The following is a 12483-nucleotide window of genomic DNA, read 5'->3' as shown; positions in this document are numbered from 1 at the left end:
GGCATTACCGCAGGACATCACCGGGTAGCGCGCTTGAATTCAGACCGACGGCAAAAAATCCCGCCGCCCCGTCATCCGCCAGCGCAATTGTGCTTATCGCGGTTATGTTTCGTATACGCCAAGGAGGAAGTTTGAATGGCAACAGGTACTGTCAAGTGGTTCAGCGACGCCAAGGGCTTTGGCTTCATCACGCCCGATGACGGCGGCGAGGATGTGTTCGCACATTTTTCCGCCATCCAGTCCAATGGCTTCAAGACCCTGCGGGAAGGTCAGAAGGTCTCTTTCGAAGTCACCCAGGGTCCCAAGGGCAAGCAGTCTTCCAATATCCAGCCCCAGGATTGAGTCCCCTGAGCGGGTCAACAAAAAACCCCGCCTCGGCGGGGTTTTCATTTGGACCGCACCGCCTTGGCGGGGGTTTATGTTGCCGGAACAGGGCTTACATCTTCGCGACCATCACCTCGGCGAAGGCCGAGCACTTCACCTCGGTCGCGCCGTCCATCAGGCGCGCAAAGTCATAGGTCACTGTCTTGGCGGCGATGGCTTTTTCCATGCTGGCAAGAATGAGGTCGGCGGCCTCGACCCAGCCGAGATGGCGCAGCATCATCTCGGCCGAGAGGATCAGCGAACCCGGGTTGACGTAGTCCTTGCCGGCGTATTTGGGCGCGGTGCCGTGGGTCGCCTCGAACATCGCCACCGTGTCGGACAGGTTCGCGCCCGGCGCGATGCCGATGCCGCCGACTTCCGCCGCCAGCGCGTCGGAGATGTAGTCGCCGTTGAGATTGAGCGTGGCGATGACGTCGTACTCTTCAGGACGCAGCAGGATCTGCTGCAGGAAGGCGTCGGCGATCACGTCCTTGATGACGATGCCGCCACGCCCATTTTCTCCGGGCAATTCCATCCACGGGCCTTCGCCGATCGGCTTGGCGCCGAATTCACGCGCGGCGAGCACGTAGCCCCACTTCTTGAAGCCGCCTTCAGTGAACTTCATGATGTTGCCCTTGTGCACCAGGGTCACCGAGCGGCGCTTGTTGTCGATGGCGTACTGGATCGCCCTGCGGATCAGGCGTTCCGAGCCTTCGACCGATACCGGCTTGATGCCGATGGCCGACGTCGCCGGGAAACGGATTTTCGTCACGCCCATTTCCTGCTGCAGGAAGGCGATGACTTTCTGCGCTTCTGCTGTATTGGCTTCCCACTCGATGCCGGCGTAGATGTCCTCGGTGTTCTCGCGGAAGATCACCATGTCGACTTTTTCCGGCGCCTTCACCGGGCTCGGCACGCCGGTGAAGTAGCGCACCGGGCGCAGGCACACATAGAGGTCGAGCATCTGGCGCAGTGCCACGTTGAGCGAGCGCATGCCGCCGGAAGTCGGCGTGGTGAGCGGCCCCTTGATCGAGATCACGTAGTCCTTCACCGCCTGAACGGTTTCCTCCGGCAGCCACTGGTCGCCGCCGTAGACCCTGACCGCCTTTTCGCCGGCAAACACTTCCATCCAGGCGATCTGCTTGTTGCCACCGTAAGCCTTGGCCACCGCGGCGTCGACCACGCGGCGCATCGCCGGGGTGATGTCGACGCCGGTGCCGTCGCCTTCGATGAAGGGGATGACGGGGGTGTCGGGAACGTTCAGCGTGTTGTCGGCGTTGACGGTGATTTTCTGGCCCGCGGCGGGGATCTGGATGTGCTGATAAGTCATGAGGGGAGCTCGGGTAACGTTAAAATGTGTGCTTCTTATGAGGTTCGTCTCTAGCGTGGCGCGATTGATCCTGTTCAACAAACCCTATGGCGTGCTGAGCCAGTTCACCCCCGAGGGGCGCTGGCAGGGTCTGCGCGACCACCTCAGCGTGCCCGGCGTGTATGCGGCCGGGCGGCTCGACGCTGACAGCGAAGGCCTGCTGATTTTAACCGATGACGGAATACTCCAGAGCCGCATCGCCGACCCCAAACACAAACTGCCCAAAACCTACTGGGCGCAGGTCGAGGGCGCGCCTGACGAGGCCGCGCTGGAAACGCTGCGCCGCGGCATTGACCTTGGCGATTTCGTCACCCGCCCAGCCAAGGCCCGCCTCATCAACGAACCCGCCGGGCTGTGGCCGCGCAATCCGCCGATCCGCTTCAGACAGGCCATCCCGACCAGCTGGATCGAACTGATAATTACCGAAGGCAAGAACCGCCAGGTGCGACGGATGACGGCCAAGATCGGCTTCCCCACCCTGCGCCTGATCCGCGCCGCCATCGGCGAATGGACCCTGGGCGCCCTGCAGCCCGGAGAATGGAAAGAACGGCATGTTTGAGCCAAACCTGAATACACCGTGGACCCCGCACGTGGTGGTCGCCGCCATGGTCGAACGCGACGGCAAATTCCTGCTGGTGGAGGAACACACCGCCGAAGGCCTGCGCCTCAACCAGCCCGCCGGCCACTGGGAGCGCGACGAAACGCTGACAGACGCGGTGCGCCGCGAAGCGCTGGAAGAAACCGCGCATCACGTCGAGCCGCTCGCATTGCTGGGCTGCTACAGCACCCACTACCCGCGGCGCGACATCACCTATTTGCGCTTCGCCTATGTCTGCAGCGTCAGCAGCTTCGACGCCGAACGCACGCTGGATACCGGCATCGTGCGCGCTGTGTGGCTGACGCCTGGCGAGCTCGCTGCCAGTCCAATTCCGCAGCGCAGCCCGCTGGTGATGCGCTGCGTGCAGGATTACCTCGCCGGGCGGCGCTTTCCGCTCGACTTCGTTGCACACCAATGAAACCCCATTTCGTCATTGCGAGGCGAAGCCGAAGCAATCCAGGCTGCGGTCGTTCGCTGCTGGATTGCTTCGTCACTTCGTTCCTTGCAATGACGGGGAGTGCACATGACTAAAGTCGTCGTGGGGATGTCGGGCGGCGTCGATTCCGCCGTCGCCGCCTATCTCTTGAAGCAGCAGGGCTACGACGTGCTCGGCGTCTTCATGAAGAACTGGGACGACGATGACAACACCGAACAGTGCACCGCGCGGCAGGACTTCCTCGACGTGCTGGCGGTGGCCGACGTACTTGGCATCGAGGTCGAGGCGGTCAACTTCGCGGCCGAGTACAAGGAACGCGTGTTCAGCTACTTCCTCGCCGAATACCAGGCCGGCCGCACCCCCAACCCCGACGTGCTGTGCAACGCCGAGATCAAGTTCAAAGCCTTCCTCGACGACGCTATCGCACGCGGCGCGGAATTCATCGCCACCGGGCATTACGTCGGCAAGGGCGCGGACGCCGCCGGCCGCGCCACGCTATTGAAAGCGGCGGACGCCAACAAGGACCAGAGCTATTTCCTCTACCGCCTGAGCCAGGCGCAGATCCGCCCTGCCCTGTTCCCGTTGGCGCAGCTGCCGAAGCCGGAGGTGCGTGCGCTGGCGCAAAAGATCGGCCTGCCCAACGCCGCCAAGAAAGACAGCACCGGCATCTGCTTCATCGGCGAGCGCAACTTCCGCGAATTCCTCGAGCGCTACCTGCCGCGCAACCCCGGCGAGATGAAAACGCCCGACGGCCGCGTGCTCGGCCAGCATCAGGGCCTGATGTATTACACGCTGGGGCAGCGCCAGGGCCTCGGCATCGGCGGAACAAAGGACGGCGGCGACGCGCCGTGGTTCGTCGCCGCCAAGGACATGGCGACCAACACGCTGGTCGTGGTGCAGGGGCACGAGCATCCGCTGCTCAAGCGCTCGACACTGGCCGCCGGCCAGCTCAACTGGATCAGCGGCACAGCGCCCGACCCAGCCAAGCCCTACACTGCGAAGACCCGCTATCGGCAGACCGATGCGCCCTGCCGCATCACCCGGCTCGACGGCGACACCCTGGAACTGGCGTTCGACGCCGCGCAGTGGGCAGTCACCCCCGGCCAGTCCGTGGTTCTGTATGACGGCGAGGTCTGTCTCGGCGGCGGCATCATTACCTGAAGGGCGTTGTTGACCACTCCCCCCTTTTTCAAAGGGGGGCCGGGGGGGATTTGAGTCGTGCCAAAGAACCTCAAATCCCCCTCACTCCCCCTTTTCTAAAGGGGGAAGCATGTCTATCAGCGGCTTGACCATTACAATTCCTGCTTTCCCGCTTCAAACCTCATCATGTCGCACGACACCACACCCGCCCCCGCCGCCAACTTCATCCGCAATATCATCGACGAGCAGAACGCCGCCGGGAAATGGGGCGGCCGCGTGGAAACGCGCTTCCCGCCCGAGCCCAATGGCTATCTGCACCTGGGCCACGCCAAGTCGATCTTTTTGAACTTCGGCCTGGCGCGCGACTACGGCGGCGTCTGCCACCTGCGCTTCGACGACACCAACCCGGAAAAGGAAAGCCAGGAATACGTCGACGCCATCCTCGAATCGGTGAGGTGGCTGGGCTTCGACTGGGGATCGAACCTCCACTTCGCGTCGAACTATTTCGACACCATGTACGCCTGCGCCGAAACCCTGATCCAGGCCGGCCATGCCTACGTCGATTCGCTGTCGGCCGACGAGATGCGCGCGCATCGCGGCACGCTCACCGAAGCGGGCAGGGACAGCCCCCACCGCAGCCGCAGCATGGAAGAGAACCTCGACCTGTTCCGCAAGATGCGCGCCGGCGAATTTCCCGACGGCGCGCACGTGCTGCGCGCGAAGATCGACATGGCCTCGCCCAACATCAACCTGCGCGACCCGGCGATCTACCGCATCAAGCGCGCGCATCACCACAACACCGGCGACACCTGGTGCATCTACCCGATGTACACCTACGCGCACCCGATCGAGGACGCGATCGAGCACATCACGCACTCGATCTGCACCTTGGAATTCGAGGACCAGCGGCCGTTCTACGACTGGCTCCTGGATAAGCTGGCCGACGGCGGCTTCTTCACCCGCCCGCTGCCGCAGCAGATCGAGTTCGCACGGCTCAACCTCACCTACGTCGTGCTCTCCAAGCGCAAGCTGATCCAGTTGGTCGACGAAAAGCACGTTTCCGGCTGGGACGATCCGCGCCTGCCCACGCTCGTCGGCGCGCGCCGGCGCGGCTACACGGCGGAAGGCTTCAAACGCTTCACCGACCAGATCGGCGTCTCGAAATCCGACGGCTGGATCGACTACAGCGTGTTCGAGGCCTGCCAGCGCGATGGATTAAACGATTCCGCGCTGCGCCGGATCGCCGTGCTCGACCCGGTCAAACTCATCATCGACAACTATCCGGAAGGCCAGTCGGAAGAGTGCTTTGCCCCCAACCACCCGCAGCAGCCCGACCTGGGCAAGCGCGCAGTGCCGTTCTCAAGGGAATTGTGGATCGAGCGCGAAGACTTCATGGAAACCCCGTCCAAGGGCTACTTCCGCCTGTACCCGCCGCGCATCGACGCGGCGGGCATCATGCAGCCCGGCAACTCGGTGCGGCTGCGCTACGGCTACGTCGTCACCTGCACCGGGGCTGACCACGACACCGACGGCACCCTCACCGCGGTGCACTGCGAGTATCTGCCCGACACCAAATCCGGCACCCCCGGCGCTGACTCGGTCAAGGTCAAAGGCAACCTCCACTGGGTGTCCGCCGCGCATGCCTATGAAGCCGAAATCCGTTTATATGACCGGCTGTTCAGCACCGCCCAGCCGGGGCAGGCAAGCGGCGAATTCCTCGACGACCTCAACACCGACTCGGTGCAAGTCATCCGCGCGCAGCTGGAGCCCGCGCTGCGAGACGCCGCGCCGGAAGACCGCTTCCAGTTCGAGCGCCACGGCTACTTCGTCGCCGACCGCGTCGATTCGAAACCTGGCGAGCCAGTGTTCAACCGCACCGTGACGCTGAAGGATTCGTGGAGCAAGGCAGAGAAATGAGTTCGTGATATCGGCCCGGAGGATACAAACCGGTAGCCAATAGCTGCGCCATACGCCCCAGCACGTCGGCTGGCGATGTATACCTCAAGCTGACGGTCATTGATGATGTGCTGATTGTGTCCTTCAAGGAGCTATGAACATGAAGTGTCCTCTTTGCGGCGCGGCTGAACTGATCCACGACACTCGCGACGTGCCCTACACCTACAAGGGTGAAACCACCGTCATCGCGGCGGTGACGGGCGACTTCTGCCCGGCCTGCGCCGAGTCCGTCCTGGATGCGGCGGAATCGGATCGCGTCATGCGCGAGATGCGCGCCTTCTCGAAGCAGGTCAACGCGGCAATTGTCGATCCAGACTTCATCGCCAGCGAGCAAGATACTCGCGGTTGACCAACGCGCGGCCGCCGAAATCTTCGGCGGTGGCGTCAATGCCTTCCGCGCTACGAGAACGGTAAAACCAAGCCGTCTCTGGCCTTGGTGAAGCTACTCAAGGTGCTGGATCGTCACCCCGACCTGCTGAACGAGATCAGGGCGTCATAACCTCGACCTTCTCGAAACACGCCAACAAAGCCGCATCCACCGGTTGAATTCGCAAGGCCAAAGCAGACAAACCGGTTGGGGCTCAAATGTATCTAGTGGACTGGGGGCGATTCAATTTTAGCTTGGCTGGTAGGCATCACTTGAGACCAAGCCAGAGGGATTGAGATAGCCCGCCGGAATACCCGGCCCAACGCCTGCTTTTCCAGCCGCTATTTCTGCGGCGACCTGCTGGTTCAAATGCAGCAGTTGCTCCAGAAGGTCGCATTTTGGGTTGAAGCCGTAAGCCTTAAGTACGGCAGCATCGAGCGCGTCATGGGCGTCGCGGAGAGGATTCTTGCCCGGCAGGTCGAGTGTGCGGTAGAGCGCCCGCAGGCCACCATTCATGGACTGCAGCGACTGGTCGCGCAAGGCGCGCAAGCGACGGCCTGCTTCGGCTACGGCGTCAACCTGTTCGATGGCGGCAGCTTGCGGCCAAGGAAAGGTGTCGAAAACGGTTTCGGTTGTGTAGCGCAGTCGCTCGGTTAGCTTCGAGCAGTTGGCAATGAACCATTGGGCGTGTGCGACCGATTGCAAGATACCGAAACTGTAATCGTCAGCCAGCGCAAACACCTGCAAGGCGTCACCGGGGCGAATAGCAGCATCGACGAAGACGAAGATGGGCCGCTTGGTGACGCGAGAGCAAGCGAGGTAACGCGGTAGTTTGGACAACTTTCCAATGAGCTCGGGACGGCAGCGGAAATGCTGCCACCATGTTTTGAGCCAGTTCTGATCCTGGCCAGTGTCTTTCCCAGATTTCAGTTTTTCAGTAGCGGCAAGTGTTTGGACGTGTGGCAGTACCTGCTGTCGCAGATGTTCAAATGGCGCTAAATAGCGCTGGGCATCAAGAATGTCGCGAGTTTGGAAGTCGATAACGTAGCGGTCTGTTCGACCAGTGGTAAGCATCTCTTCGCCCACCATGAATAACTTCACAACATCGTTGTTGATTGAGTCTTTGAGCATTGACTGCGCTTGCTTGGCAGTCAGCATGAATCCCTTATGGCGTGGGTATTGGCCTGTATAGCAAACACCTTCATTGCAGGAAAGAAGCGCGGCGCCCCCTACATCCACCTTATCCGACAGCGAAGCGTTGATATGCGCCACTTCGCGCATATCCAGCTCGTAGTCTTTACTGGCCTGCCCGCTGCCACGGGGGCGTCGGGCTCCACCTTTGGCGGGTTCGATCTTGAACCACAGCCGCCGCTGCTTCGGCAGCAGCACGTCGTCCTGCGTTTTCACCCAGTTGGCGATGGAGACGTGGACGTTGGCTTCGCCCGACCACGGCTGGTTATCCACCGCCTCGATCACCGTGCCGCTGGCGCAGATGGCGTCGAGCCCGCCGACGCGGCTGGCGTTGTTGCGGATGTTTTGCGTGCCGACTAGGCCGCCTCGGCCGGCCAGCGGGTCCTGCGCAGTGCAGGTGGGCAGGTGGGTTTCGGCGCGGCGGAACCAGTAGACGCAGAAATCCGCCATGCCCGGTACTTCGGGATAGGCCTTGCGCAGGCGCTTGACGTAATCGGTGCCGAAATTGGGCTTAAGCAGCTTGGCGCCGAGGAAGGGCGGATTGCCGACGATGACGTCGGCTGCCGGCCACGGCGAACGGCTGCCGTCTTCGCGCAGCAGCGCGTCACCGACCATGAAATTGGCGTCGAGATTGTCGAGCGGCAGAGCGGCTTCCTCGATGTGCAGTTCGTCGATGGCGAGTTTGTGCGCCAGCATCATGGTGACCTTGGCGAGTTCGACCGCGAAGGGGTTGATGTCCAGGCCGTGGAAGTTGCGCGCGGTGACGAAGCCGAACGGGCGCTGCTCGGACTTGACGCTGGCATATTCGCCCATGCGTTCGTAGATGCGCGCTTCCAGCCGCTTGAGTTCACGATAGGCGATGTAGAGAAAGTTGCCGGAGCCGCAGGCGGGGTCGAGCACATGGAAGTTTTCAATGCGCACTAGCAGCCTCTTCAGCGCACCGAGTGATTTGGCCTTTTCAATCTGCGCGCGCCACGGCTCGACGATGGTGGGACCGATGATCTTCATGATGTCCACCGGGCTGGTGTAGTGCGCGCCGTAGGCGTGGCGGGCTTCGGCATCCATGCTGTGCTCGAAGATGGCGCCGAAGATCTCCGGCCGCACTTTCGACCAGTCAAACCGGGCTGCGTCGCGCAGCAACTGAATTTCGCCAGCCATCAATTCAATGCGTGCCGGCTGAGCGAACAGGCCACCGTTGAAATACGACACGCCCTTGAAACGGCCGCCGGCAGTGACGCCCGGCGTATTCATTTCGACGAACAGCTGGCCGATGAGATCGTAAGCCTGGGTGGGGGTGGCGCAGTCTTCGAGCAGGCGGGCGAAGAAATATTTTTCCAGCAGGCCGATGTCTTCGGCAAACAGCGCCATCAGGGACTGCAAGGTGAAACGCTGCGCCAGGCCGCGTTCGATGCCGCGGCGGATCAGTGCGCGGAATAGCGCTACCAGTTGATCGGCCGCTGCGCGAGTGACCTGCTCCTGATGGTTGCCAAACACAGGTTCGTCGCCTTCGGGGAACATGAAGGCGAGCGGCCCGTAGCGCTCGGGCAGTTCGGCAAGCCTAACCTGATCGACCGGGCTGTCCATCTGGGTTTCAAAGTCGTACACCCAGAATTCGTCGAAATTGCACAGCAAGACCCAGCGCGGCCTTCCCGGGACCAGCCGCACCCAGTAGTCGAAGGCCTGACGGTAATGCTTGGTGAGGTCTTCGCCGCGTTTTTTCATTTCCACCAGCACCAGCGGCTTCCACACCAGATCGGCAAAGCTGGTGCCCTTGCCTTCTTTCTTGATGCGATCTTCAAACGTGGCACCCGCTTCCTTGGCACCGGCATGGCCAAAGGCGCGGAAAAACTGGTCGAGAAAAATCTGTGCTTCGCCTTTTTCGTCGCCTTTGATGTGCGCGGCACACCAATCCACGAAATGGCGCAATTGGTCAGAGCGCTGGGGCATTCAAAGTTTCCATTCTTATAATTGGAAGAAGGCCAGTGCTAGTAATGAATCGGCCCCAGTTTACTAGAAACCGTTGAGCCTCAGACTCGCATTTCCGCTTTGGGCGAATGTGAGACGGTCGGACACCTCAACCTGAACATCCGCTCCTGGCCGATTGTGTGAATTCGACGCGATGCCCGTAAGCCGACGGTGGGAAATTTCGCTGGATGGCTTAACGGCTGCTTTCAACTTCGTCGAATGCATACTCCCGACCCGTAGCGGAAGCTGGCCGGTTTGAAAAGCAGACGTTTAACGAATGAAAGGGACTTCCCCGTCTCGTGGCTGCGGCGAAGTTGCCGCGTTCGGCATCGAAAGTGCCATGATGGAATTTTTGGATTTCATCAACACCTCAGGAGGGGAGTTAAGCGGCGTTTGACCCATTGCTGCAACGATTTAGCTCTCACCCTACCGTTTGCGCCACGCCGCTCTGAAACGACTTCTTCCGGGTACTTGTTCAATTAACTCGCGGGCCTCGAGGCGCTTAAAGACACCTTTCATTGTGTTTTCCGAGGCAATGCCACAAATACGCCTCGCATCGCGATTGACGATCTGGGCATAATCTTCCAGATATTCCATTACCATATCTTCTGGTGAAGCCAACTTCTGATGGGGAATGATGACCCTAACGGAGTTTTCCGTTTCCTCTATAAATGGTTCTTTTAGCCTCAACTTCCTCATCGCATCAAAAGCTGTATTTAGTCCCTCGCCAACATCCTTGTTCGGCGGGTTCGGAAATTTGTTTACCATCCTGACAATCCGCTGATTTCTTGCGAATTGAGTATCCAATATGTTCTCAAGACTCACGTGACCGGCGAGCCGCCCAGGGCTCTCCACTTCCACCCGGTTGTCGAATATTCGGATCTGGACATCTGCGGCGATGCTGTAATCTCGATGGAGAACAGCATTGGTAATAATCTCGTGCAGAGTCTCTGGTGGGTAAGTAATCTCAATAAGACTCTCAGCCCCAAGTTTTTTCATCTCTCCGATTAGGTGTTGGGTCCGCTCCACAGCGGCGTAAATCAAATGATAGGCGGCACCTTCAATCGTGATCGGATCAAACGCTAATTGATCCCGTGTGGGCGTGGCATCTGATGTGGTATATCGAAAAATCTTGATGGCGCTTCGTTTGGGCAGAGCTGCTTGCGGCTCATCCATAAACAGCATGATGCCCGCTACTGTTGGCTTACCGTCACGAATCATGCCCTGCTTCTTTAGCCAAGGTTCTGGCTCGGCAGTTGGGATTACATTAATGAGGAATCCTATGATTACTTCAGAGTTTTCAACTTCGGAAAGTTCGACATCAACCGTATAGTCCTCATATGACGCGATCCCTTTGTCCAAGCGCAACCGTTCCATTGCACCGCCTTCAGGCACCGGCAGATTTTGTGCCCCTTTGCGAACATAAACCACGCCGTCCGTTGTGTTTACTAACGTCGAATTTTTCCTAATTTCTATTTTTAGCAGTTGACCATTGGACGTCGGATGCGAAAGAAATGTTGTATCAATAAAATCCGCCAACGGCGCAATGGTGTGTAACATTTGGAGGAATGCATTTGCATCCTCAACATCCGAAAAACCATTCCAATTGCGCACCTGCTGCCCAGCGACCTCGTGCTCTTCTACTCCGATATAGAGCTCGCCCCCCGCCGCGTTGGCGAGTGCGCTAACGGAGCGACTAAGTTTTGATGGTGCAATTTCTTTGCGCTTTAAATCATGGAAATGCCCCTCTTCGAGGGCCAAGATGGCGTCCCGCTGCTCGTCAGTAATCTCTATTGCCATGGGATTTCCCTTATATTGCGAGCTAACATGAAGTTGAGGTGCCGGCGCGGCTTTTCACGCAGGTAGCCTCGAACGCAGGGTTAGAGCGCATCTGCGGCATACCATTGCTCCAACAGTTGTTTTGAGACTTGCTCAACGTAGTGCATTGATACCCCATGTTTCCGGACAAAGGAGCCAGTTTCCGCATCGATGTACTTAAGCAAAGCGAGGGCTTCAACTGCCATGGCATCGAGTCGACCCACAAGAGCCGCCATTGCGCTGTCATTATGTATGACGTTGCGACTCTCTGCACGAGAGCGATGGACTAGCCAGTTTCTTTCCGCGAGGAGCTTCGTGAAACGTTTCTCCATTTCGGGCGAGATGAGACCAGCCTTAGCAATTTGATGGAGTGTGGCCCCAAACGTTTTGGTCTGCGCCTTCTCTACAAGCGCGTTTCCTTCGGCGAGGCCCATGCCTTTCTTTGCTTGCACCAGTAAGACGAAATGCTGAGCGGCGACACCTTCCAACTCCTGAAGCTGCCACAAGGCAAAGCCGACGCCCTGAGTAACAGTCGCCAAACGGTCAGCCTTCTCCAGTTGCTGGGCAAGAGTGGTCATGCGCTCTAACGTTGGAATGAGAGGTTAGACGTTCGCACCGGCAAGCGCAGCTTGCTGGCAATCACCTGCAACAAAGGCTAGGCCTCATGCCGGTGTACCTTGAGCCCATAGATTCTCGTATGTAGATTGGACTACCGCGAAGGCGTCCGTGATCTGGGTGAGAGTAGTCGGCGTCTTCTTCGCGCCATCTTTGAACGAGGCGCCCGACTGGTAGCACGCCAAGCCGTCAACAAAGATATAGCGGTCATGGAAGCCTGCTGCGCTGCGAGCCTCGACCACAATATTGTTCTGCGCCGAAAAGGCAGCGACTGCTGACTTAAGGGAGGCCATCCGCTCCCGTGCGAGTAGGCGAACCGCAGTACCATCGGGTACATGCGGGAGGTAGCGCGAGACAAATTCGGCATCAAGGAAGGGATCGACGAACAGAAGATCGGCCTTCGCGGACTCAACAAGTTTCCGGACTTCGTCGAAGTAATCAAACACTCTGCCAGAATCAATTCCGAGAGACAGCGGTCCAGTTATACGAAAGCGCAAGTCGCTTTGCGCTTGGTGTAGTTGCACAAGGACATTTCGCCGAGTGGCGCTGAAATCGAAATTACCGCCAGTGGATACCGTACGCACCAACGGTTCAAAGTGAATGAGGGATTGAACAGTATCCCACGCACGCATAGCGGCATTGGCACGCCCGAGCCATGGAAGACA

At 59.4% G+C, this 12483-nt stretch carries 10 protein-coding genes and 1 pseudogene; 6 read left to right on the top strand and 5 right to left on the bottom strand.

Annotation, left to right across the window (positions count from 1 at the left end; translation table 11 throughout):
* Positions 1 to 135 precede the first annotated feature (135 nt).
* Positions 136 to 342 carry a cold-shock protein gene (locus ABW22_RS12675; protein WP_059757245.1) on the top strand — a complete coding sequence of 69 codons (207 nt, stop codon included), beginning with the start codon at positions 136 to 138 and terminating at the stop codon, positions 340 to 342.
* Positions 343 to 436: 94 nt separating this feature from the next.
* On the opposite strand, the gene icd is transcribed toward ABW22_RS12675, so the two are convergent.
* The gene (gene icd, locus ABW22_RS12670; RefSeq protein WP_059757243.1) at positions 437 to 1693 is read right to left on the bottom strand and encodes an NADP-dependent isocitrate dehydrogenase; all 1257 of its coding nucleotides are present in this window, start codon (positions 1691 to 1693) and stop codon (positions 437 to 439) included.
* A 55-nt stretch (positions 1694 to 1748) separates the two neighbouring features.
* On the opposite strand from icd, the gene ABW22_RS12665 reads away from it, so the two are divergent.
* From ABW22_RS12665 to ABW22_RS12645, 5 genes and pseudogenes are all read left to right on the top strand, one after another.
* Positions 1749 to 2291 (top strand): pseudouridine synthase, encoded by a 543-nt coding sequence (locus tag ABW22_RS12665; RefSeq protein ID WP_059757241.1) that lies wholly within the window; start codon positions 1749 to 1751, stop codon positions 2289 to 2291.
* Positions 2284 to 2748, top strand: a complete 465-nt coding sequence (locus tag ABW22_RS12660) for an NUDIX hydrolase (protein ID WP_059757238.1) — start codon at positions 2284 to 2286, stop codon at positions 2746 to 2748. The genes ABW22_RS12665 and ABW22_RS12660 overlap by 8 nt, the downstream gene beginning before the upstream one ends.
* Positions 2749 to 2853: 105 nt before the next feature.
* A complete protein-coding gene (gene mnmA / locus ABW22_RS12655) occupies positions 2854 to 3927 on the top strand; it encodes a tRNA 2-thiouridine(34) synthase MnmA (protein WP_059757235.1) in 1074 nt (357 codons plus the stop codon).
* 165 nt (positions 3928 to 4092) lie between these two features.
* Positions 4093 to 5823: a glutamine--tRNA ligase/YqeY domain fusion protein gene (locus ABW22_RS12650; protein WP_059757233.1), complete on the top strand. Its 1731-nt coding sequence runs from the start codon at positions 4093 to 4095 to the stop codon at positions 5821 to 5823.
* A gap of 133 nt (positions 5824 to 5956) precedes the next feature.
* Positions 5957 to 6361: pseudogene (locus ABW22_RS12645) on the top strand (type II TA system antitoxin MqsA family protein).
* A 117-nt stretch (positions 6362 to 6478) separates the two neighbouring features.
* On the opposite strand, the gene ABW22_RS12640 reads toward ABW22_RS12645, so the two are convergent.
* From ABW22_RS12640 to ABW22_RS18115, 4 genes are all read right to left on the bottom strand, one after another.
* Positions 6479 to 9367, bottom strand: a complete 2889-nt coding sequence (locus ABW22_RS12640; protein ID WP_059757231.1) for a DNA methyltransferase — start codon at positions 9365 to 9367, stop codon at positions 6479 to 6481.
* A 444-nt stretch (positions 9368 to 9811) separates the two neighbouring features.
* Positions 9812 to 11185, bottom strand: coding sequence for an ATP-binding protein (locus ABW22_RS12635; RefSeq protein WP_059757229.1), 1374 nt, complete (start codon positions 11183 to 11185; stop codon positions 9812 to 9814).
* An 80-nt stretch (positions 11186 to 11265) separates the two neighbouring features.
* The gene (locus ABW22_RS12630) at positions 11266 to 11781 is read right to left on the bottom strand and encodes a hypothetical protein (protein WP_059757226.1); all 516 of its coding nucleotides are present in this window, start codon (positions 11779 to 11781) and stop codon (positions 11266 to 11268) included.
* An 84-nt stretch (positions 11782 to 11865) separates the two neighbouring features.
* Positions 11866 to 12264, bottom strand: coding sequence for a hypothetical protein (locus tag ABW22_RS18115; protein ID WP_157648635.1), 399 nt, complete (start codon positions 12262 to 12264; stop codon positions 11866 to 11868).
* Positions 12265 to 12483 lie beyond the last annotated feature (219 nt).

The organism is Thiobacillus denitrificans, assembly GCF_001530125.1.
Lineage (GTDB): Bacteria > Pseudomonadota > Gammaproteobacteria > Burkholderiales > Thiobacillaceae > Thiobacillus > Thiobacillus denitrificans_C.
This window is presented reverse-complemented; position numbering and strand designations above follow the sequence as displayed.

Bases quoted from the DNA above. Each gene is read 5' to 3' on its own strand.
- ABW22_RS12675 (WP_059757245.1), top strand. From the start codon at position 136: ATGGCAACAGGTACTGTCAAGTGGTTCAGCGACGCCAAGGGCTTTGGC.
- icd (WP_059757243.1), bottom strand. From the start codon at position 1,693: ATGACTTATCAGCACATCCAGATCCCCGCCGCGGGCCAGAAAATCACC.
- ABW22_RS12660 (WP_059757238.1), top strand. From the start codon at position 2,284: ATGTTTGAGCCAAACCTGAATACACCGTGGACCCCGCACGTGGTGGTC.
- mnmA (WP_059757235.1), top strand. From the start codon at position 2,854: ATGACTAAAGTCGTCGTGGGGATGTCGGGCGGCGTCGATTCCGCCGTC.
- ABW22_RS12650 (WP_059757233.1), top strand. From the start codon at position 4,093: ATGTCGCACGACACCACACCCGCCCCCGCCGCCAACTTCATCCGCAAT.
- ABW22_RS12640 (WP_059757231.1), bottom strand. From the start codon at position 9,367: ATGCCCCAGCGCTCTGACCAATTGCGCCATTTCGTGGATTGGTGTGCC.
- ABW22_RS12635 (WP_059757229.1), bottom strand. From the start codon at position 11,185: ATGGCAATAGAGATTACTGACGAGCAGCGGGACGCCATCTTGGCCCTC.
- ABW22_RS12630 (WP_059757226.1), bottom strand. From the start codon at position 11,781: ATGACCACTCTTGCCCAGCAACTGGAGAAGGCTGACCGTTTGGCGACT.